Origin of the sequence: Ohtaekwangia sp., from assembly GCF_036786105.1 — a bacterium.
GTDB lineage: Bacteria > Bacteroidota > Bacteroidia > Cytophagales > Cyclobacteriaceae > Ohtaekwangia.
The window spans coordinates 1-23,103 of sequence record NZ_DAIQRQ010000005.1; the positions used below are offsets into that span (position 1 = coordinate 1).

Consider the following 23,103-nt stretch of genomic DNA (forward strand, 5'->3'; position numbering starts at 1 on the left):
GGAATAGCACAGATAACTAATAACGTGTGACGATTAACTATAACGGTAGCGTCTACCGCTTTACTCGTCATACTCCGTATCGTACACAAAGCGGAAATACATTTTCTCGAATGCATTTATAGTTGCTATGATCAATACACCAATGATGCTTACACAGAAAAATCCAAAACTCTCACCGAGGTAACTGATATAGGCACAGGCGATCAGCAATCGCGCGATTTCCAGGAAATAGATCCACTCCTGTTGTTCCAGCAAGGCACCGCAGTTTATCAGCGTAATGAGGATCAGAGCGATGATGAATGCACTTTCGATGGCATTCAGTTCGAAGAAATACAATGTAAAGGAGAATAAACCCAATGCACAGGCCAGCAGTTGTAGGTTCAGATATACTTTGAACCTAAATGTAGACCGGAAATTTCGCCTGGCCGGTAGCAGCGAGCGCTCCAGGTCTTCACGAATTGTCTGGTCGAGATCTTCGGGCCTTCCGAAAATAATCTTCAACGATTTTAAAAGGCTTCCACTTCTGCGGCAGGCTTCTGCCAGCTCGAAGTAATAATGAAAATGCTGCCACAGGAAGCTATGACTTTTTAATGGATGGGTAAGACCATATACTGGCTCATCTTCTTCTTTTTGAAAGGTGCCGAACAGTTTATCCCAGAAGATAAAGATATCGCCATAATTTTTGTTCAGGTATTTTTCATTGGAGGCATGGTGTACGCGATGATGGGAGGGCGTGATGAGTATATATTCCAGCCAGCCCAGTTTGCCGATCAGTTGTGTATGGGTAAAGAACGAGTACGTGCCGTGTACTACCAGTATGGCAATGACCATGGCAGGATGAAAGCCCAGGAAAGGCAGTATACACCAGAACAGGTTGCGGATAATGGCCTGCAGCGTGGTGATGCGTGCTGATACTGTATAATTAAATTCCTCGCTGTGATGATGCACAATGTGTGCACCCCACATCACGTTGATCTCATGGCCCAACCGGTGATACCAGTACCATATAAAATCAGTGGCCAGCAACAGCGCTATCCACACCGGCCATCGGTTGGGTATGATGAACAAAGCATAATGCTCATATATATAATAGAACAACCCGTAAAAACTTCCGGTAATGAGCAGGTTCAGCAGTCGCTCTGCTATACCTACAGAAATGTTGGCGATGGAATTTTCGTACGTAAAGAGCTTGCTTTTGCCACGCTTGCGGGCGATGGCATACTCCAGCCCCAGGAAAAGAAAGAATGCGGGAATAATAAACGCTACAAAATTGAGTTTATGGTCCATGATGGTATCAGAAATTATTTTCAGATCAACGAATCATGTCCTCCTGGTGGGTGAGTGATAAATCCGTACAGAGCAAAAATAAAAAACTTTAGTCTATAAAATCTATAGAGTTTGAATTTTTAAAGATTGTTTATACTTTTACAGCAGATTCTTGCGGAGATGGAAGGAAGCAATAAAACAAAACGTACCTGTATAGGCAAGGATGTTACGATAGGCATCCATCGTTGCAAGTGTTAAAGATTTGTTAACGATCTATCGTCCGTATTTTCCACCATGTATATTTGATCGGCCTGAAAGGTCGTCTGTATAATAAACAGGAAGATCGTCCTGTATATTTTGCAGCTGCCTGAAAAACATATTAATATTAACCATTGACCTAAATTTATCCACATGAAAAATGTAAACTTGCTGCGTGCAACACTGCTCGCCCTGTTGGTTGTGACACTGTTGTCGTTCACAAAACCCGCTCCTGTAAAATTCAAAGTTGATCCGAAAGCCAGCACATTGGTATGGACAGGCAAGAAAGTTACTGGCCAGCATACCGGTCATGTAACCGTTTCATCCGGCGAACTTACTGCAGAAGGTAAAGTTGTAAAGCAGGGATCGTTCGAGATCGATCTCACAGCATTGACCGTAACGGATATTAAAGATGCCGGCGGAAATGCCAAACTGGTGGGACACCTGAAGAATGAAGATTTCTTCAATGTAGCGAAATTTCCCAAAGCTACATTTACTATATCTTCAGTAACACCAAAAGCTGGCGATGAATATACCGTGAAAGGTAAACTTACCATTAAAGGTATTACGAACGATATTGAATTTCCTGCAACCATCAAACACGATGGCAAGAAGTTGACAGCGAAGGCAAAGATTGTAGTGGATCGCACGAAATATGATATCCGCTATGGTTCAGCCAGCTTCTTTGACAATCTCGGTGACAAAGCTATCGCTAATGATTTTGAACTGGATCTTGATCTGGTAGCCAATCTCCAGGCAGGCGTATAATTTTTTTTGATTTGGTTTGGTAGACTAAAGAGGGGCGGAGACGTCCCTTTTTTATTTTCAAAATTGTTTCCCACAGAATTCACAGAATTACACAGATAAGTAACTGCAAGTGTAAGGGCAGAGTATTGGTATATATTCTGTGTTATTCTGCGATTTCTGTGGGAAATAATTGTATTTAATCTGTGCGAAATTATACCGGTAAAGTAAAAGAGAAAACGGAGCCTTTTCCTTCATCGCTCTCTACACTGATCTTTCCGCCTTGCGACTCGATAAATTCCCTGGAGATAGACAATCCCAATCCGGTGCCTGACGGGGTGCCCGGCACCTGGAAAAATTTTTCAAATAATCGTCCTACAAACCTGGCATCTATACCCGGCCCGAAGTCTTGCACGGAGAATTGTACGACACCTGCCTGCCGGTGACATTGCAACACAATACGTCCATTCTCCGGGCTATAGCGAATAGCATTGGTTAAGAGATTTACCAATACCCATGTAGTTTTATCAACATCCGCCTGGATGGACGGTATATTTTGCTCAATCAGTATTTCAATGGCTACATGCTTGCGCTCTGCCTGAAATTTTACAGCCTCGCGCGCATATTGGATAATGTCTTTCGGATCGGTAAGCTGTATATTCAATCGTATATTACCGGTTTCCACCTGTGCAAGATCCAACAGCTCATGCGTTATTTTGGAGAGCCGCGTTACTTCATCGTTCATCGTTTTCACGATGCTGTCTTGTTCTGTGTTAAGTTCACCCACGCGCTTGTCGTGTAAAAGTTTGGTGCACATCTGCAGCGAAGCAATGGGTGTTTTCAATTCGTGCGAAACGGTTGCAATGAAATTTGTTTTCGCCAGATCAAGTTCCTTAAACGGCGTAACATTGCGCAGCAGCAATACCTGTCCGATCATCGCTATATTTTTCTCACCGGTAGGTGTATATTGGATGGTGATGTTCTCGCGCGAGAAGTAATTTTCTTTACCTGACAGCACTACCTTTACCAGGTTGCTTTCTTCTTTGGAATTTCCCTCGCGAATCAATGTGCGTAACAGATCATTTTCTACGGCTACATCCGGAGCGTAGCGGCCTACGAGTTGATCTTTGGTAACGTTTAAAAACGTAAGCGCCTGGTCATTGGCGAATACAATCTTCTTGCGTTCGTCAAGGCCAATCACCGGATCGCTCATGCGGTTAATGATGGTTTCAATGCGTTTCTTTTCAAAGATCACCCGCGATAGATTACTGTGTTCATATTCATCCAGCTTTTCGGCCATCTGGTTGAATGCCTGTGCGAGTTCTTCAAACTCATCCTTGCGGTCGAAATGCAGGCGCTCTTCATAATTTTTATTCGCGATCGATTTTATACTTGTGGTAAGCTGGATGATCGGGTTTGCTACATATCCGGGAAAATTTACGATGAATGTAAAAGCCAGTATAGCAAACACGGAGAGAATGATTACCACATACGTGGATGCACGTGAAGCGGTCTCCTGTGCTACATCATTCTTGCGGATAATGGCTTTCAGATTTACTTCTTGTATCGAGAGTGCGGTGGCACGGAGGTCTGCAAGTATAGTACTGTCACGATTACCTTTCTTATAGTTTTCAAATGCGGTGCGCAGTTTAATGGTAAGCTCGCGTTCGCCCGGCTCGGTAATGTTGGCTTCCTGGCGGATGAGGTTCGCCTCTATTGTATCGGCAATGGCGAGTATATCGTGGTTCGATGCTTCGAGGATGCGCTTGGTATATTGCAGCGTTTCATAATTATTCCGGATAATATTCTGCGTATCGCTCGATAGCTCGTGCAAATAATAGAGTCCTATACCACCGATGGCCAGGATCGCTGTAAACAGAAATACTACTCCGAGCGCTACTTTTGTTTTAATTCTCATGACAGAATAATCAGGTCGGCATCCGAATGCGAAAGTTTGTTCAGAAGCTGGTTAAAGGTATTTGTTTTCAGAATCAGTTGCCACAGATGGAAATGTGGCTTACCGATACATACAGTAGTGATCTGTTTTTCTTCCGCTACTTTAACCATCGTGGCCGGTACATTTTTACTTTTCACCTGCAATACTTCAGCACCAAGCTCAGTGGCCAGTTTAAAGTTGTTGATGAGGTGGCGCTGTACCGAGAGCTTGATGCGATTGGCATCTTCACGCGGAGTCTGCACATAAAGAACATACCATTTCGAGTTGTAGTAGCTGGCGAGGCGGGCCGTTTTGCGAATGATCATGCGGGCTACTTCCGGGTTGGTGCTGATGCAAGCCAGAAAGCGTTCGTGCCGAAGTCTTGTATCGATCGTTACCTCCGTATCAACTTTTCGCTCTACCTGTGACGCAACTTCCTTTAATGCCAGTTCGCGAAGCTGAAGAATTTTTTCCGGCTGAAAGAAATTGCGTAGCGCAATTTCCACTTTGTCAGGGTGGTATATTTTACCTTCCTTCAGGCGTGCAATCAGTTCATCGGCGGTGAGGTCTATATTTACTACTTCATCTGCCATCTGCAATACGCGGTCGGGCACACGTTCGCTCACTTCTATACCGGTAATGGTGCGCACATTTTCATTGATGCTTTCGATGTGCTGTATGTTGAGAGCGCTGATCACGTTGATGCCTGCTTCCAGTATATCGATCACGTCCTGCCAGCGCTTTTCATTTTTACCGCCCGGTATATTGGTGTGCGCCAGTTCATCTACCACCACTACTTCCGGATGCAGGTTTAGCACAGCCTGCAAGTCCATCTCTTCCAGTTCCTTTCCTTTGTAAAAAACTTTTTTGCGCTCCACAAACGGAAGCCCTGGCGTGAGAGCTTCGGTTTCTTTGCGATTATGCGTTTCGATATAACCGATGCGTACATCTACGCCATTCTTCAGGAGACTGTGCGCTTCCTGCAGCATGCGATAGGTTTTACCAACACCTGCGCTCATGCCGATGTATACCTTGAACTTACCGCGTTTTGACTTACGGATAAGATTCAGGAAATGCTCAACGGACTTTTCTTTCTCCTGTTCCTGCATGGCATTAAAAGCTAATGGCGAGTGAGGTGCCGACAAACGTATCGGTTTTCACGGCACGGTTATCTTTTACAAAGGTCGCATCTTTACCGGTAAAGTTCCGTATTTCGGTGCGCCACAAAACATTATCGACGATCAGGTAATCCATATTGAATGAAACACCGGTTGTTCTGAATCCGTGAGGCGTTGCCGTGTGGATGATCACGCCCGATTTGTCATTGTAATATTCACCGCGCAGCGCCGCGGTTACTTTCGCTGTGATGGTATACCGGGCGATCAGCACGGGAGAATACCAGCTGTTATAGTGGCTTGCTTCGGGCGCTTTCTGTTCTATACCATAATCGAAGCCAGCAGTGATTGCGAATTTTTCTGTTACTTGAAATATACCGTAGAAGTTGTGAAAGTAACGCATCTGCCGTGCGCTATCGGGTTTATCTGTTCCGATAAAGCTGCTGCTGTTCAGGGTTATTGCTGACGATGGTTTGAACGTTATCTGTGTGCCGAATGATGGCAGCGAATTGCCACGTACACGCTGCATGCGCTGCCAGCCATTCAGTACAAGTGCCGACAAAAACCATTTACCATTATCGGTTGTATAGGAGAGTTTGGCACCGGCTTCATAATACGGTGTGTTATCGGCCAGTATACTTCGGGTAAGGTTCCAGCAATCTTTACCAATGGCACTTTCAAAGCCAATGTGCGCGCTAAATATACCCGCATCGATCCAGAGATTTTTATTGGCTGATAACTTAACGCCTGTGTTGGCTTCATATATATTTTTCAGTACGCCCGGTTCCGATGCCAGGTTAGCGTTCGGGTATGTACCGGCCATCAACCCCAGGTTGGCACGCACCTTTTCAGTAGTGTAGGATGCCCTGATCATGCCGAGGTTGAGGTTTACTTCGTTGTGACGATTGAATGAATATATAAATGATGGACGTGTATTATCGGCAGGTTTATTAAAGTCGTAGATATAGTATGTTTCCAGGTAGCCGCTGATAGTAAGGGGAGAAGGCTTATCGCCTGCTTCCTGCGCAAACAGCGGAAACGACAAAGAAAATATAGCAATCGATAGACTAAAGTATTTCATGTTTTGGGTTATAGAGCAAGCTGTTTATTGCCAATGGAAATTGCTTGGTAAGAAGAAAATTTACTTCTCCACTGGCAAGGTGAATGGTTTATTTGAGCTGGTCAAGTGCGATGTTCAATTTTAGTACATTTATATATGAGGGGCCAAGCAGCGGTGATTCCGTGTGGGTTTCAACCAGTTCGGCCAATACCTTTTCATGTATATGGCGGACCTTTGCAATGCGGGCTATTTGTATGTTGGCCGCTTGTGGCGAAAGGTGCGGATCGAGGCCACTGCCGGAAGCTGTTACCAGTTCAGCCGGGATATGTTCTTTTGAAACAGTTGGATTGTGAACCAGGAATGTATCGATGCGTGCCTGCACTTGCGCCAGGTAGTCCGGGTTGGAAGGACCCTTGTTACTTCCGGCAGAACCAGCGGCATTATAGTTTACTGCCGAAGGTCTTGACCAGAAATATTTATCGTTTGTGAAAGATTGCCCAACGTTGGCAAATCCATAGTGCGATGTACTGTTTTGGTAGGCTATAATTTCTCCTTTGCCATGATTGGGTGCGAGCTGCGCTATGCTCCACACCACTGCGGTATAGATCACGTAGAAAAATACAATGCAGCAAAGCGTTAACAGGAAGGCGGACAAAATGTGATTTTTCATAATTCAATTTTTTTAATCGGCCGGAGGAAATATATATCTTCTTCGGCTGTGATGATTTTAGATAAGCGCTGCTACTACAATATCAATAAGTTTAATGCCGATGAAGGGTACTACAATGCCCCCCAATCCGTATACCAGCAGGTTTCTGCGCAACAACGCGGCAGCACCGATGGGTTTGTAAGCTACACCACGCAAGGCCAATGGTATCAGCAGCGGAATGATGATCGCGTTGAAGATCACTGCCGAAAGTATAGCGCTCTGCGGGCTCGCCAGGTTCATGATGTTGAGGCTTTGCAGTGCAGGTATAGAGGTGATGAACAACGCCGGTACAATAGCGAAATATTTAGCCACATCGTTCGCGATGCTGAAGGTTGTGAGTGTACCGCGCGTCATCAGCAATTGTTTACCGATCTCCACAACTTCAATCAGTTTGGTCGGGTCGTTATCAAGGTCAACCATGTTGCCGGCTTCCTTGGCTGCGGCTGTACCACTGTTCATGGCCACACCAACATCGGCTTGTGCCAGTGCAGGTGCATCGTTGGTACCATCGCCCATCATGGCTACTAATTTACCACTGCCTTGTTCCTTGCGTATATACTCCATCTTATCTTCCGGTTTGGCTTCTGCTATAAAATCATCTACACCGGCTTTCTGTGCTATATATTTTGCAGTAAGCGGATTATCGCCTGTTACCATTACCGTTTTTACACCCATTTTACGCAATCGCTCGAAACGTTCACGTATACCGGGTTTGATAATGTCTTGCAGTTCGATAGCACCGATCACGCAATTGTTTTGTGCTACTACCAGCGGCGTTCCGCCATTGGAAGAAATATGTTCAACTATACTTTTTGTTTCGCCCGGAAACGCGTTGCCTGCTCTTTCCACCAGTTTGCGTATTGCATCGTAGGCACCTTTGCGAATGCTACGGTCTTCGAAATCTATACCGGATGTACGGGTTTCAGCAGAGAAACGTACGATGCGCGATTGTGGCAAGCCCAACGTAAGATCGGCAGCGCTTCCAAGGGTAGCCGGATGTTTATATCCTTTTGTTGCTGCCAGCTCAACGATCGATTTACCTTCCGGAGTTTCATCGGCCAGGGATGCGATGGTTGCGCATTCGATCAGATCATCGTCTGATATACCTGGGGCAGGATAGAAGTTGGTTGCTTTGCGGTTACCGATAGTAATAGTACCAGTTTTGTCCAGCAATATAGTGTCAAGGTCTCCGGCCGTTTCAACTGCTTTACCGGATTTAGTGATCACGTTGGCACGCAGCGCGCGATCCATTCCCGCTATACCTATTGCTGACAGTAAGCCCCCAATGGTAGTGGGTATCAGGCAAACGAACAAAGCAATGAACGCCGCGATTGTGACTGGTGTATTTGCATAAAGCGAGAAGGGCTGCAGCGTAACGCATACAATGATAAAGATCAGCGTAAAGCCAGCGAGTAATATAGTAAGCGCGGTTTCATTTGGTGTTTTCTGGCGCGAAGCATTTTCCACCAGTGCAATCATCTTGTCAAGAAAACTTTCGCCAGGTTTGGAAGTAACCATTACCTTGATGCGATCGGATAATACTTTTGTACCACCCGTAACCGAAGACTTATCGCCACCGGCTTCGCGTATTACCGGAGCCGATTCACCGGTGATGGCACTTTCGTCGATGGTCGCTATACCTTCAATGATCTCGCCATCGGCTGGTATGATGTCGCCAGCCTGGCAAACAAACATATCACCTTTTCTCAACTTGCTCGATGCAACGGTAGTTATCACGCCATTGTCGGCAATAACTTTCGCAGGTGTTTCTTCGCGTGTTTTGCGCAGTGAATCGGCCTGTGCTTTACCACGCGCTTCTGCAATCGCCTCAGCAAAATTAGCGAACAGTACTGTGAGCAACAGCACCAGGAATACGGTAAAATTATAGGCAAAGCTGCCCTGTGTTTTTTCTCCCATCGCTACCCAGATGCATACCAGCAGCATCACCATGGTGCCAAGCTCCACGGTAAACATAACCGGGTTCCTGAACAGTATTCGGGGGTTGAGTTTTATGATCGACTGTTTCAGAGCTTCATGTATCAGCGCCTGTTGAAACAGGGGTGTCTTTCTTTCTCTTGCAGACATAATTGAAAATATTTATAGACTATAGATAGATCAAATTATCCGGGCATGCTGAAGTATTCTGCGATCGGGCCGAGCGCCAGCGCCGTAAAGAACGACAGCGCTACGAGAATCGCGATCACTGCGAAGATCATTACACCGAATGTACCGGTATCTGCTTTCAGTGTACCGGAGCTCTCCGGTATATATTTCTTGTTGGCCAGTATACCGGCAATGGCAATCGGGCCGATAATCGGTATAAAGCGGGCCAGCAGCATAATGATACCGCACGATATATTCCACCACGGTGTGTTGTCACCCAGACCTTCAAAGCCACTGCCGTTGTTGGCTGACGATGATGTATACTCATAGAGCATCTCTGAAAAACCATGATAGCCGGGGTTGTTCAGCCAGCCATAATCGGGATGCAGGTATAGTATATAAGACGACAGTGCTGTTCCGGCGAGTATCAACAGGGGATGCAACAGGAACACAAGCATGGCTATTTTCATTTCGCGCACTTCAATCTTCTTGCCGAGAAATTCAGGTGTACGACCCACCATCAATCCGGAAATGAAAACAGCTATGATTACGAAGATGTAGAAGTTGAGTAACCCCACACCTTTACCGCCATAGAAAGCATTGATCTGCATACCCAGCATGGTAAACATACCGGACATGGGTGTGAGACTATCGTGCATGGCATTTACAGAACCATTGGATGTACAGGTGGTAACAATGGCCCACAAGGCAGAGGCTGCACTACCGAAGCGCACTTCTTTACCTTCCATGCTGCCCAGCGATTGATCAATCCCTAGCCGCGTTATAGCTGTACTGCCGTGCATTTCAAAGTATATCGTTGGGATGAGGAACAGCAGGAAGCCGGCCGTCATAACACCGAAGATCATCCACGCAAGCTTTTTGCGTTTCAGATAATAGCCGAGCGCAAATACCAATGCGATGGAGACAAGCGGTATAGATATAGTCTCTACGATGTTGGTAAAGAAATTCGGATTCTCCAGCGGATGGGCAGAGTTCGCGCCGTAGAAACCACCACCGTTAGTACCTACCTGCTTAATGGCGATCATACCGGCAGCGGGCCCGCGTGACACTTGCACAGTATCACCTTGCAGCGAAGTAATGGTATCTTTCCCTTCGAACGTCATGGGCGTGCCATTGAATACAAGGATAATGGCTACAATAAGAGATATAGGCAACAGAATGCGTGTGCACGACTTTATAAAGTAATCGTAAAAATTACCGAGTTTGTCAGTAGTCCGTTCGCGGAGTGCATTGAACAATACAGCTGCCATAGCCATACCGACACCGGCACTTATAAACTGATAGAGCATCAACGTGAGCTGCCCTAAATAGGAAACGCCTGATTCACCGGAATAATGTTGCAGGTTGGTGTTGGAAACAAAACTGATTACGGTATTAAACGCCAGGTCAGCAGTCATCGAAGGGTTGCCATCCGGGTTCAACGGCAACCAGCCCTGGTTCAGCAGGATCAGCATACCATACATGAACCACACGATGTTGATAACGAGCAAAGCAACCAGGTGTTCCTTCCAGGTCATCTCCTGTGTTGCATCGATGCGGCTGATGCGGTAGAATAGTTTTTCGATCGGGTTGAATACAGGATCGAGCATAGTTTTCTCGCCGGCATATACCCTGGCAATATATTTTCCCAGCGGAATAGCCATGATTATGGTTAGCACGACTATGAAGATGACGCTGATAATTTCAGGATTCATACATTAGAATTTTTCGGGTTTAACGAGTACGTAGCACAGGTATATAAATACCAGCAGGGATAAAATGAACAGTGCGATCATATAGGTTATATTTTCTCGAAGTAATCAATTGCCTTGAAAAACAGACCGAAGCACAGCAGTGTGGAGGCGATTAAAATGAAAGTCATCATAGATATAGTGTTCAAGTTTTGGAAGTTATATCAAGGCGCACTGGCGTTGTGCTGTCGTGTATATTCGAGGCGCAGTTCTGCAGGCATGAAGGACTCGATCCATCGTTCAGGATTGTTGTGGCGCTCGAGGTTATGCGCCAATGTATAGAGGTATACATTGGCGATACCGTTCTTTACGGTGTCGTTACCTTCTTTAAAAAGTTTGTGTGCCACCTGCAGGTAGCGTTGCAGTTTCTGGTAGTGCTTCTGTTCACACAAAAGCAGCGAAGCGTTGGCGAAAGATTGAATGGCGTTGTAGAACCTTTTGGTGTAGTGAGGGTCGCCCTCACCCTCGGATATTTCGCCTTCCAGCATTACCAGGGCAATTCGTTCGTTGATAATCATTTTATTTTATGATTTGCCACGGTGTTGGCAATCGTTGTGCCCTTTATGGAAAGCGGTTATTATCAGGCCATTGGAAAAAGTCATAAACAAAAGACCCTTCGGATTCCGAAGGGTCTTGCAGAAATGGAAAGCGGCAATACCGTATTAAAGGTTGGTCTTGTGCTGTTATGAAAGATGATAGTCTTTAATTTTTTGATACAGCGTAGTGAGTCCGATGCCCAATAATTTTGCTGTCTGTGTTTTATTTCCTTTGGTATAGGCCAGTACTTTCTGAATATGTTTTTTTTCAGCAGAAGCCAGATCAAAGTTACCTTCTGCCAGGCCATCATCATGCAGGTTAAAATCATAGGGAAGTATATCGGCCCCGAGTACAGGCTGGTCGTTGAGAATGATGCAACGCTCAATCACATTCTTCAGCTCACGTATATTTCCTTTCCACGCATGGGCCTGTAATGATTTCAGAAATGCAGGCGACATGGTAGCTACAGGTTTATTCGTCTTTTGTGAGAATTGGCGAATGAAATGATTGGCCAGGGTTTCTATATCATCCTGTCGCTCACGCAACGGTGGAAGTTGTATGGTAAATACAGACAAGCGATAGAAGAGGTCTTTCCGGAAACGACCTTCTTCTGATTCTTTTTCAAGCTGTCGGTTGGTAGCTGCTATAAATCGTACCTGCACGCGTCTGGCTTTACTTTCGCCTACGTGGTAAAATTCTCCCGTCTCTAACACGCGAAGAAGCTTGGCTTGCAGATCAATATTCATTTCCCCGATCTCATCCAGGAACAATGTGCCTTCGTGTGCTTCTTCGAGATAACCTTTTTTTGATTTGGTGGCTCCGGTAAATGCACCTTCTGCATGGCCAAACAATTCACTCTCCAATAAGTCTTTCGGGAAGGCACCGCAGTTAACGGCAACAAATGATTTTGCCTTGCGGTTACTCTCATAATGTATAGCCTGTGCAAACACTTCTTTACCGGTTCCCGTCTCGCCCAGTAAGAGCACCGTTGTATCGGTGGGTGCTACTTTTCGCGCCAGCTCAATACTTTGTTGTAATTGTTTGTTGCGGCCCTGTATATTTACAAACCCGAATCGTTCCTGCAGTTTCGATTCAAGACTATATACCTTATGCTGAAGCAATGCTTTTTCCGATGCCTTGCTTAGCAACGGAAGTATCTTCTCCTGATGTTCGCCCTTGGTAACATAATCGAATGCCCCGTTCTTGATTGCTTTTACGCCATCTTCAATCGTGCCATAGGCGGTGAGTACTATGATTTCCGTAGCAGGAAATAACTGTTTGATTTTCGCGGTAAAGTCTACACCGTTTCCATCGGGTAACTTTACATCCGAGATTACAATGTGAATGGTTTCCCGCGCCAGTACTTTCAATGCTTCCTGAATGGTGGCCGCCTGGTATACCGGGTAGCCCTCCAGTTCTACAACACGCGATAGTAACTTTCGAAGATTCTCTTCATCATCCAGTATAAGAATGTTGACGTTGCTCACATGAACAGGTTTTATGCTGCACAAAGTAAAGCACTTTCCGGCTTACAATACAAAAGATTTAATGATGGCAGCGTGCGCCCTTTACCGGTCAAACGTATATACCCATAAATTAACGATTGCCGAAGGCTTCAAAGAAAGCATCTTCAAACGAAGCGCCGATGGGAATTTCCTGGTTTCGAAGGATAATGATCTTGTTGCGTACACGGGTAATGAGGCTGAACGGAATGATGAAAGACCGGTGCACACGGATAAACTCTTTTGGTGAGAGCTTGGACAGCATCGTTTTCATTGTCATGCGGGTGAGGATGGTTTTGCCGTTCAGCAAATGTATTTTCAGGTAATCGGCCAGTCCTTCAATGTAAAATATATCAGTCAACGCAATCTTTACCAGGCTATATTCTGCCCGTATAAAAAGATGTTTGGGTTCCTTCTCTTCCTTTTGATTCAGAAAATTATAATAGTCGTTTGCCTTGTTAACGGCCGTTTCAAATCGCTCGAATGAATAGGGCTTGAGCAGGTAATCTACTGCACTAAGATTAAATCCATCAATTGCATACTGACTGTGTGCGGTGGTAAAGATCACCATGGTATCCTGCTCTATACCTTTATAAAAATCTATACCCGATATAGCCGGCATGTGTATATCCAGAAACAACAGATTTACCGGGTGCTTCTGCAAATATTTCCTGGCTTCGCTGGTTTGTGTAAATGTTTTCTCCAGCGTAAGAAAGGGAATGTTGCTGCAGTAACTTTCCAGTATCTCCAGCGGAAGCGGTTCATCGTCTATCGCTATAGCAGTGATCATGTCAGGTCTAGGGTTAGCTGAACACGAAAATGATTCTCATCTTCACTTAAAATTAAGAAGTGCTTTCCAGGATACAAAAGTTGCAGGCGTGCTTTTGTGTTTTCTATGCCGTGTCCGCTTTTGGTGTGCGGATCTTGCGCCACTTTTACCTTGTTGTTCTCTACCGTTAGCTTCAGTTTTTTATCGCTGATGGTGATCAGAATATTGATAGACGATTCTTCATCCGGATTTACACCATGCTTGAAGGCATTTTCAATAAAGGGTATCAGCAATAGGGGGGATAGTTGTTGTTCACCAATGATGCCGGTTACAGAATAGGAAAGCTGCACACGTTTATCCAGCCGGATGCGTTGAAGCTCGATGTAGTCGTTGATATAGCTGATCTCTTTTTCGAGTGAAACAAAACCGTTGCTGGTCTCGGTCACTACATACCGCATGAGCCCCGACAGCTTGAGTATTGTGCTGGCTGTGGTCGGAGATTTTTCACGTACCGCGGTAGCATATATATTGTTGAGTGTGTTGAACAGGAAATGCGGGTTGATCTGTGTTTTGAGCGATACAATCTCCGCATAGTTGCGGGCCAGCTCAGTTTTGTATAACCGGTTTCGTACTCTTAACAATACAGAGAAAAGTATAACGGATACATATAGAAATATATGGTGCCTGATCTCTTCGATAAAGGTAAATCCTTCCGGCTTGGGCACATTGTGTTGAACGCCCTGCGTGGGTGGTATAGCAAATGCCAGGGGCTTGACAAACGGATTATGCCCCGTTAGAAAAGATGGAAGCAATGTAATGATCAGAAACCCCGCTACGATACAACCGGCATACAGTATATATTTCTTTTTGAAATATAATCGGGGAATGAATACGAAGAAGTTGAGGTAAAAGAGGAGCAGCATGATTACGTTGCCGATGAAATCGCGCTGCGTAGGAGGTGAGAAAATGAAATCTTTTTCCTCTGGTGGATGCGGGAAGAGAAAAATCGGCAAGGCAAGAAAGAGTATTGCCCCAGCAATATGCCACACCAGGTACTTTTTAGGGCTGGTCATGGCAGAATTGTTTATTACAAGTATTACAATGTAGCTGGATCATGATGGAAGTGATTGAGGATATAAACCGATATCCGCCTCAAACATAGTTGTGGTAAGATAGTATTTCGAAATAATTGCGACAATAGGTGCTTTTGTGTCGAAGTTGGTAGTTGGCGGGAATGGAAGCGTTTGCTTAAATTCTTCCGGTGAAGAAGGATGGCTGGCGCGGTACTGCTGTGAATTAATGCGGTACCCCCACAGCCTGCAATATTTCGAAAACGGATGTGTATTCGCCTTTGCCACGGAGTTTGATTTCGTCCAGATGATGCGTTGTGTAACCGGATGTATCATCGATCCAGACTGCAACCGAAGACGAAAGCAGAAGCTCTTTCTTAAAACGACTGCATAATTCAAGAATACGTGCACAGGTATTCAATACATCACCATGATATACCAGCTCGCGTCTTTGTCCCTGGGTTTCTGCTACAGATACAAATCCTGTGTGGATGGATGCCTTGAATTCAGGGACGATGCCAAACTTATCCATATATAGTTGTTGGTTCTGGATAAGACGTTGCTTAAAAGCGAAGAACAGTTTAATGCACTGCAGATTTCTTCTGCCTTCGCTTGTCTTCCAGGTAAGCACAGCTTCATCGCCTACAAACTGGTAAATTTCTGCCTGATAGAACTTCATAACCTCGGTGAGGTCATTAAAACACGTGTTGAGAAAGCGGCTATACTTTACATGTCCCAGCTGCTCGGCAATGGTGGTAGACGATTTGAGATCAATGAATAGAAATATGCGGTCTTCTTCTTTTGGAATCCTGTATTTGCCGGTAAGATAATTTATGAAAGTATTGGGGCCGATGTGATGGTGCACAACTTTCAGTACGTTCAATACGATGCTGAAGAGCATCAGGTATAGAAACAGCGACCAGAAGATTCCAGTCTTTAGAAAGTCCAGTGTCTCTATATAAGCCCTGCCCAATGACTGATCAAAGTATATAACGAAGAAGAACTGATGCACGAGGGCAATGCCTACAGTAACTACCGTGATAATAATAAAAAATCTAAGCCCTATGAACAAGACGGTGGGCAGATTTACCATTCGCGGAAATATTCTGAACTCGATGAAGGCCATGCCAGCACCTACAACAGTGCCGACAATAGCAATGGCCAGGTTGATAATGGGCGCTGGTAGCTTTTCTACCCAGGCTTCATTGCTTGTGCCGAGCAACATAAGATAGCGGAAAAACACAAGGCCAGCTATATATACCACGATGAGCAGGATGCGCTCGGATGCCTGAGTAGAAATTTTCATACTAAAAATTCTGTAAAGATTACGGGTAAATATAGGGCAAGGAATTTTATGAATAGCGAGAGATTAATGGGAGGAATCGCAGACTTGTAACGCACCCCTGAGCCACGTGGTCCGGACTCCTCTTACATTAATCAATATTGTTATGCCACTGAATTGGATTCAGCTATGTGAAGCCACTCCAGCGCACCGCGCTCGTGCAGGAAGTGTGCGTGCGTTACAGACACATCGAACGGTGCTTCTTTTTGAAGTTTGCCAAGCGATGCCTTTGCAAAAATATCTTCCGCGTCTACGATGGCTATCTTCTGTATACCATTTTGAGCGGTAGCATGCACAATCTTTGTCATTTGCTCCAGTACATCTTTGGACAATACTTTCAACTCGGTTTGATTTACCATCATGGCGGTGATGGAATGTTTCTTTATGAATGTTTCTATGAACCGCGATATATCGAGCAGGTGCTCAGCTTTCAGAAACCCGTTAAGCTTTACGGATATCGTATGATCATTAAGTTGCGCCACCACGCAATGTGCATGTTCAAAAACAAGTTTGGCGTTCATATACATACAGTTTTTGTTTTGGGTATATAGTTAGTTAAGGGCTTCTCTATAGGAGGATGAGTTCTCCAGTACATTTTCAGCTTCCTCGTGCAGCAGCTCAGTAGCGTTCTTTTTCTTCGCCTGGCGGTTGTCCCACTTTGCTTTGAGGCGATCTACCATATAGTATACCATCGGTACTACGAAGATGGTAAGTATGAGGGACGACAACAGACCACCGATCATTACAATGGCAAGACCATTTTTCCATTCGGCACCGGCACCTTTTGCCAATGCAATGGGCAACATACCAATCACCATGGCGATGGTAGTCATCAATATCGGGCGGAGGCGTGCGGCACCGGCAGCAATGAGTGCATTGTAGGTGGTATAGCCTTCTTCCTTCTTATGGTTGGCAAAGTCTACCAGCAGAATACCATTCTTTAACACCAGCCCGAGCAACATAATGATACCAAGCATGGTAAAGATGCTCATACTGCTCATGGCGAGATTCAGTGCGATGAATGCTCCAATCAGCGCAACCGGTATGGAGAACAATACTACGAATGGATACACAAAGCTGTCGTACAGTGCTACCATGACCAGGTATACCAGGAGTATAGCCGCACCGAGTGCCATGCCGAGTGCAGAGAAGGAGTCAGCCTGACGTTCAATATCACCGGTCCATTTCAACTCTACAGAAGAAGGCAGCGGATCTTTCTTCAGTGCTTCGTTAATATTGTTGGCAAGCGTACCAGATGTTATACCCAGCACATTGCTTTTTATAGTAACAGATGTTCTTCTGTTCTTACGCTCCAGCATGGAGGGGCCGCTGCTTTGTTTGATCGTGGCAAATTGTGTAAGCGGTATCAGGCTCCCGGTGTTGTTTACAAACGTGATCTTCTCGACATCGGCAGGATTACTTCTGTCAAATTCATCAAGCTGTACATTGATGTCATATTCATTTGAGCCCGCCTGCAGCTTGGCATCGGTGTTACCGGTATAAGCGTTTTGCAACGTGCCGCCTACAGTGAAGATGTTCAATCCCAATTGCGCCATCTTCTCGCGGTCTATATCTACGGTAAGTTCCGGATTACCATCTTCCACACTTACGCTCACATCGTTGGCACCGGGCATATTGCGAATCAGGTTTTCAACTTTGGCTGCAGATTCCATCAACGCTTTGCGGTCTTCACTGTTCAGGGCAATCTGTATAGGTTCATCCGAACTCGTTATACCAATCACCGATGTATTTACTTCAACGCCCGGATATTTATCTTCAATTACTTTGCGAACGCGCAGCATATACTGTTCAGAAGTAAAGTCGCGTTGCTCCCGGTCTACAAGACCTACAGTAAGGTATGCTTTGTTCTCACTTCCTACATTGGCAACCGAAGCGAAACCTGCAGCGCTCGCACCGCCTACGTTGGCAAATACAGTAGACACTTCAGGCTGTGCAAGCAGGTAATTTTCAATCTCGCGTGTAACAAGATTGTTTTCAGCGAGCGGTGTACTCTTGTCATACTCCAGATCGATGGAGAATTTACCGCGGTCACCGGCAGCAACCATCTCTTGTCCTAATATACCCATGCTCATCACGAAGCCTGTTGCTACAAAGGCTGCTACTACAGCGAGTGTTGTAATGAGCTTGTGGCGCAGCGTCCATTGTAACTGACGTGTATAGGCATTGGTAAGCGATGTAATGAGCGACTCAAACCAGATTAACGGTTTGTGGAACCAGTTGGAAGGATTGAGGTGTGTTACGCGGCCAAAGCGCGATGCGAGCCATGGTGTAAGTGTAAAGCAAACAAACAAGCTCATGAGTGTTGATACCACAATGGTAATGGAGTACTGGCGAAGTATTTCTCCAATCGTTGTGTTGATCAACGCTATAGGAGCGAACACCACGACGTCTACCATGGTGATGGCAATGGCGGAGAAACCGATCTCACTGCGGCCTTCGAGTGCTGCACGTACTTTATCTTTACCCATGTGCAGGTGGCGGTGTATATTTTCCAGCACCACGATCGAATCGTCTACGAGAATACCAATTACGAGCGACATGGCGAGCAGTGTCATCAGGTTCAGCGAATACCCAAAGAGGAACATCGCGATAAATGTAGAGAGTAAAGATGCAGGTATAGCCACCAATACAATGAGTGAATCGCGCATGCTGTGCAGGAAGAGAAGCATTACGGCAGCCACCAATACTACGGCAATCACGAGATCGTGTGTTACGGCATCGGCAGATTCCAGTGTAAAGTCAGAAGTATCGTCAGCAATAATGATCTTCAGATCCTGTGCAGCATATTTCTTTTCGAGTGCTGCTATTTTTTCTTTTACCTGCCTGCTGATCTCAACGGCGTTGGCATCACTTTGTTTTTTAATGGTGATACCGATACCATCCTGACCGTTGAAGCGATTCAATGATTTTTGTTCTTTCACGCCATCTTCAATATCGGCTACATCCTGCACGCGAATCGTGCTGCCATTGGAAGCTGTGGTGATATTCAATGCGCGGATCTGTTCGATAGAAGAAAACTTACCGGCGAGGCGCACCGTCATTTGTTCCGATGCATTCTTTACTTTACCTGTTGGGAAATCAAGGTTTGCATTGTTGATGGCTTGCGTTACCTGCGACAAAGATATACCGTAGTATAAAAGTTTGTCTTTGTTTACACGCACCTGGATCTCACGTTCCTGGCCACCGAGCAGCTGTGTTTCACCTATACCTTGTATCTGCTGAAGTTGCGGAAGAATTTCATCATCTACCAGGTCATAAAATTCTTTGGTGCCCATTTTTCCAACCGTTGTCAACTGCATGATCGGGCGATCGCTGGGCGATACTTTGGAAATGGAAGGTGTTTCCGCATCGTCCGGCAGATCGGAAAGTATATTGTTGATCTTGCGCTGTGCTTCCTGCTGCTTGTCGTCCATATCAGTGCCCACGGCAAATTCTACCGAGATCACCGATACACCTTCGTACGATTGCGACAGTATACTTTTCACACGGTCCATACCGGCTACTACATCTTCAATTTTTTTGGTTACCGATTGTTCTACATCAACGGGAGCTGCACCGGGATACGGTGTGGAGATCACCAGCGTAGGAATATCGAAGTCTGGCATAAGCTCATAGTTGAGCTTCGTATAGCAGAACAGTCCGCCCAGCATCAGCACCGAAAATATTACGATGATGAGCGAAGGTCTTTTAACGGCAATTTCTGTTAATGACATGGTGTTGTTTCTTTTGGGTTATTGAGTAATGCTTACCGGTGAACCGTTAGACAGGTTGATCTGTCCGCTCACCACTACAACTTCTCCTGCTTTCAGTCCGTTGATCACTTCTATTTCCAATCCATTGCTGCTGCCCGTCTGTATATTGCGCAGTGATGCGGTATCGTTCTGCACTACAAACACCTGCGGATTTTTAGCAGAACCCAGCAGTGCCGAGCGTGGTATAATCAGCGTGGCAGCCTGCAAATCTTTATTTATCACAGCCGTGCCATACATACCGGCTTTCAATTCATTCGCTTTGTTGTTTTTGATAAGGATTTTTACAGTGTAGTTATGCGAATCATCTGCGCGATCGGATACATAGTCGATCTTGCCGGTAAAGTTGTGGCCTGGGTACAGGTCGGTTTGTATCGTTGCATTTTCACCTTCTTTAAAGAGGTATATTTCTTTTTCAGGCACCGCGATTTCGAGCTTCAGTTGCGAAAGGTCAGTCAGGCGACCTATCGCATTGCTGGTATTTACTACGGAGCCTACTTCAACATCTTTCTGTGTAATAGTGCCTGCAAACGGAGCGATGATTTTGTTGAGGCGGATATTTTTGTCGAGTTGCTTGAGTTGAGATTCTGCATTTTTATACTGCTGCCAGTAACTGTCGTATTGCATTTTGCTTACGCCTTCACTCTCGCTGGCTTTTTCATAACGCTCAAAGTTTCTCTTGGCGGTTTCATACGAAGCTTCGGCCGATATATACTGGGCGCGCAGCAATTCGTCATCGATCTGTACCAATAATTTACCTTCGGGTATAGCAGCGCCTTCTTCAAAGTATAGCCCGGTTACTTTTCCCTGTGCCTGCGGCATGAGCATAACTTCTTTAAAAGGTCTGAATGTACCTGTATACGTAAAGGTTCTGTCCAGGTCTTTGGGTGTTACCGTCTGTGCTTTTACCAGTACTTTTTTGTTGGCATCAGGCCGGTATACTTTCTCCTGCACGGTTTGCTGGTTGCTGAACAACTTTACGGCTGCCAGCGCAGTAACCAGTAAAGCAACGATGGTGAAAACAATCTTCTTTGTCATATACAGTGATAATGTTAAGTCGGTGATTATTATAGAGTGCGTTGGTTATTTATTCTCTTACGAGGTCGCCGTTGGCTTTCTTTACATCGAGCTCGGCTACTTTCAGGTTGATGAGCGCAGTGCTATAGTTATTGCGTGCATCCGAAAGGTCGTCTTGTGAATCGAGCAGATCGGTAATGGAGATCAGGCCGTTGTTATACTCGATGTTGGCATCTTTGAACAACTGCTCGGCCAGATCGAGACTGCGTTTGCTGTTGCTCAACAGATTTTTATTGCTGATATAGTTATTCATAGCATCCTGTATCTGGCGTTCGGCATCAAGCCTTTTGGATGCCAGTGTGTTGATGTCTTTCTGAATGGCTACTGATTTTTGCTTTGCCTGGTACTTGCGTGTAAACCCATCGAACACCGGTATCTTCAGCGATACAGAGAAGTATGTGCTGTTGATCCACTGGTTGTTGATGCGATCGAGCGGAGAGAATTTGTTATAGTAGCCGGTATATCCGTGAAAGAAATTGGCAGAGAGCGTAGGGTAGTAACCTGCCAGCGTACTTTTGCGATCGAGCTCCGAAAGTTTTATTTGTTCTTCCTGCAGGCGTATATCGGCGCGTTTGCCTATATCGCCAGCTTTCAAGTCTTCCAGTGCAGCATTAAAATCAAAAGGCATTACTTCAATGTTCTCTGTTAGCGGAACATTCATCAGGTACTTCAACATGTTATAGTACTTGGTCTGGTTCAGCTTTTCATTATCATATTGGTTGCGGAGATTTTCCAGGTTAATAAGCAGGCGCTTATACGTACTGCCGGACACGATCTCATTTTTGCGCAGCGCCTCGTTGGTCTTTACAGTTTTCTCCAGGCTTGTCATGTTCGATTGCAGCAGGGCGAGGTTGTCAGAAATTACCTGGATGTTGTAGTAAGTTGAGGTAACGTTATATACTACATCTTCTTTTGTCATGATAAGCTGCAGACTTGACGTAGTGCGCGCAGCACGTGCCGCCTTGAGTCCCACCATTACGCGTTGGTCATATAGCTTTTGCGTGAGCTGCACATTGGCAGCGGTGGTCTGTGGTACACTGAGTGTTGCCGAAACGTATTCTCCGGGTGTGCCGCCAAAAGTAGCTGCCGGTATAAACTGCGAAGGCACGTTCAGGTAGTATTGATATTGCCCGTTCACATCCACAGTAGGAAGCAGGCCACTGCGGGCTTCGCTTACTTTATGATCTGTTGATTCAATGTCAAGCTTGCTGTTTTTAACGCTGAGGTTATTCTCCAGCGAAATACGAATGCATTCATCCAGAGAGAGTTGCTGACCTTTGCCAAGGGTGCTGACCGTTAGCAGCGCTAGAACGATCAAACAGAGTTTTCTTGTCATTTTAGTTTAATTATATTGTTTAACATTTTAGTTAATACATGGGCAAAAAAATATCACTCCGGCAGATCTTCGTTAAAAATCGCACGGTAAACTACTTTCTTACGTTCTTTCAGGAAATTCCGGTAGGTAGCTTCATCCATACCAAAAATGGTTTGCATGATAGGCTTTGCTAACAGGGGGTAATTGCAAAGTGACATCAGGTTAAGCATAAAATGCTCGATCGTAATGGGAGCAATTAATCCTCTTGCTACTTCCTCTTGTATTTGACGATTTATTATTTCTTTTATTTTGACCTTTCTCTCTTCAGCCAGATGAAAATTTTTCATCGGATCTTGAGATTTTGTCATTTCCGTTATCAGGAAGTTCTCCAGGTAAGGCAAATCGATATGATCGTCAATAAACACATCAATGAAGCGGGCTATCTTAATACGAAGCGAATCATTGGTGCTGAATATAGAATCGATCTTGTCGGTTCGGGATTTCATGGTTTCCTGTAAAACCTTTTCGAAAAGAAGATCGCGGCTTCTGAAATAGTAGTGAATCAATGCCCGGTTAACCCCTGCTTCATCGGCAATTTCCTGCGTTGTAGCATGGATATGGCCTTTTTGAAAAAAGAGCCGTCTGGCAGTCTCTTTTATCAATTCCTCGGTTTGAAGTTGTTCAGTGGCCATTTATCAAAAATGATTAACAATTTTGTTAACGCAAAAGAACAAGATTAGGTTGTCATTTCCAACATGTCGTGTTGAGAAATTTCCTCA

General features: G+C 45.1%; 19 protein-coding genes. 1 reads left to right on the forward strand and 18 read right to left on the reverse strand.

Translation table 11 applies throughout. The annotated features are described in order from the left end of the window. Nucleotides 1–60 precede the first annotated feature (60 nt). Nucleotides 61–1,287 carry a sterol desaturase family protein gene (locus V7Q33_RS03850; RefSeq protein WP_333818957.1) on the reverse strand — a complete coding sequence of 409 codons (1,227 nt, stop codon included), beginning with the start codon at nucleotides 1,285–1,287 and terminating at the stop codon, nucleotides 61–63. A gap of 390 nt (nucleotides 1,288–1,677) precedes the next feature. Here V7Q33_RS03850 and V7Q33_RS03855 point away from each other — a divergent pair, with 390 nt between their 5' ends. Further along, a complete protein-coding gene (locus tag V7Q33_RS03855) occupies nucleotides 1,678–2,292 on the forward strand; it encodes a YceI family protein (protein WP_331976099.1) in 615 nt (204 codons plus the stop codon). Nucleotides 2,293–2,482: 190 nt separating this feature from the next. On the opposite strand, the gene V7Q33_RS03860 is transcribed toward V7Q33_RS03855, so the two are convergent. The 17 genes from V7Q33_RS03860 to V7Q33_RS03940 form a co-directional block, all read right to left on the reverse strand. Then, complete coding sequence (locus V7Q33_RS03860) at nucleotides 2,483–4,186, reverse strand: sensor histidine kinase (protein ID WP_333818958.1); 1,704 nt, start codon at nucleotides 4,184–4,186, stop codon at nucleotides 2,483–2,485. Next, nucleotides 4,183–5,313 carry a sensor protein KdpD gene (locus V7Q33_RS03865; RefSeq protein ID WP_333819036.1) on the reverse strand — a complete coding sequence of 377 codons (1,131 nt, stop codon included), beginning with the start codon at nucleotides 5,311–5,313 and terminating at the stop codon, nucleotides 4,183–4,185. The genes V7Q33_RS03860 and V7Q33_RS03865 overlap by 4 nt, the downstream gene beginning before the upstream one ends. A 4-nt stretch (nucleotides 5,314–5,317) precedes the next feature. Further along, nucleotides 5,318–6,400, reverse strand: coding sequence for a porin (locus tag V7Q33_RS03870; RefSeq protein WP_333818959.1), 1,083 nt, complete (start codon nucleotides 6,398–6,400; stop codon nucleotides 5,318–5,320). An 88-nt stretch (nucleotides 6,401–6,488) separates the two neighbouring features. Further along, on the reverse strand, nucleotides 6,489–7,049 hold the full coding sequence (locus V7Q33_RS03875; RefSeq protein ID WP_333818960.1) for a K(+)-transporting ATPase subunit C: 561 nt from the start codon (nucleotides 7,047–7,049) through the stop codon (nucleotides 6,489–6,491). Between the two features lie 57 nt (nucleotides 7,050–7,106). Beyond that, nucleotides 7,107–9,173 (reverse strand): potassium-transporting ATPase subunit KdpB, encoded by a 2,067-nt coding sequence (gene kdpB, locus V7Q33_RS03880; RefSeq protein WP_333818961.1) that lies wholly within the window; start codon nucleotides 9,171–9,173, stop codon nucleotides 7,107–7,109. Nucleotides 9,174–9,208: 35 nt separating this feature from the next. Continuing rightward, a complete protein-coding gene (gene kdpA, locus V7Q33_RS03885) occupies nucleotides 9,209–10,906 on the reverse strand; it encodes a potassium-transporting ATPase subunit KdpA (RefSeq protein WP_333818962.1) in 1,698 nt (565 codons plus the stop codon). A gap of 3 nt (nucleotides 10,907–10,909) precedes the next feature. After that, on the reverse strand, nucleotides 10,910–10,987 hold the full coding sequence (kdpF, locus tag V7Q33_RS03890) for a K(+)-transporting ATPase subunit F (protein WP_331976120.1): 78 nt from the start codon (nucleotides 10,985–10,987) through the stop codon (nucleotides 10,910–10,912). Between the two features lie 119 nt (nucleotides 10,988–11,106). Then, a complete protein-coding gene (locus V7Q33_RS03895) occupies nucleotides 11,107–11,460 on the reverse strand; it encodes a DUF7674 family protein (protein ID WP_331976087.1) in 354 nt (117 codons plus the stop codon). A gap of 165 nt (nucleotides 11,461–11,625) precedes the next feature. After that, nucleotides 11,626–12,966, reverse strand: a complete 1,341-nt coding sequence (locus V7Q33_RS03900; RefSeq protein ID WP_333818963.1) for a sigma-54-dependent transcriptional regulator — start codon at nucleotides 12,964–12,966, stop codon at nucleotides 11,626–11,628. Nucleotides 12,967–13,075: 109 nt separating this feature from the next. Next, nucleotides 13,076–13,771 carry a LytR/AlgR family response regulator transcription factor gene (locus V7Q33_RS03905; RefSeq protein WP_333818964.1) on the reverse strand — a complete coding sequence of 232 codons (696 nt, stop codon included), beginning with the start codon at nucleotides 13,769–13,771 and terminating at the stop codon, nucleotides 13,076–13,078. Further along, nucleotides 13,768–14,823 (reverse strand): sensor histidine kinase, encoded by a 1,056-nt coding sequence (locus V7Q33_RS03910; protein WP_333818965.1) that lies wholly within the window; start codon nucleotides 14,821–14,823, stop codon nucleotides 13,768–13,770. Before V7Q33_RS03910 ends, V7Q33_RS03905 begins: the two co-directional genes overlap by 4 nt. A gap of 223 nt (nucleotides 14,824–15,046) precedes the next feature. After that, nucleotides 15,047–16,126 carry an adenylate/guanylate cyclase domain-containing protein gene (locus V7Q33_RS03915; protein WP_331976079.1) on the reverse strand — a complete coding sequence of 360 codons (1,080 nt, stop codon included), beginning with the start codon at nucleotides 16,124–16,126 and terminating at the stop codon, nucleotides 15,047–15,049. A 140-nt stretch (nucleotides 16,127–16,266) separates the two neighbouring features. Then, on the reverse strand, nucleotides 16,267–16,683 hold the full coding sequence (locus V7Q33_RS03920) for a hypothetical protein (RefSeq protein ID WP_331976077.1): 417 nt from the start codon (nucleotides 16,681–16,683) through the stop codon (nucleotides 16,267–16,269). Between the two features lie 30 nt (nucleotides 16,684–16,713). Further along, nucleotides 16,714–19,896: an efflux RND transporter permease subunit gene (locus tag V7Q33_RS03925; RefSeq protein ID WP_333818966.1), complete on the reverse strand. Its 3,183-nt coding sequence runs from the start codon at nucleotides 19,894–19,896 to the stop codon at nucleotides 16,714–16,716. Nucleotides 19,897–19,914: 18 nt separating this feature from the next. Next, nucleotides 19,915–20,970 (reverse strand): efflux RND transporter periplasmic adaptor subunit, encoded by a 1,056-nt coding sequence (locus tag V7Q33_RS03930; protein WP_331976073.1) that lies wholly within the window; start codon nucleotides 20,968–20,970, stop codon nucleotides 19,915–19,917. Between the two features lie 49 nt (nucleotides 20,971–21,019). Continuing rightward, complete coding sequence (locus tag V7Q33_RS03935) at nucleotides 21,020–22,345, reverse strand: TolC family protein (protein ID WP_331976071.1); 1,326 nt, start codon at nucleotides 22,343–22,345, stop codon at nucleotides 21,020–21,022. A gap of 53 nt (nucleotides 22,346–22,398) precedes the next feature. Next, on the reverse strand, nucleotides 22,399–23,016 hold the full coding sequence (locus tag V7Q33_RS03940) for a TetR/AcrR family transcriptional regulator (protein ID WP_331976069.1): 618 nt from the start codon (nucleotides 23,014–23,016) through the stop codon (nucleotides 22,399–22,401). Between the last annotated feature and the right edge of the window lie 87 nt (nucleotides 23,017–23,103).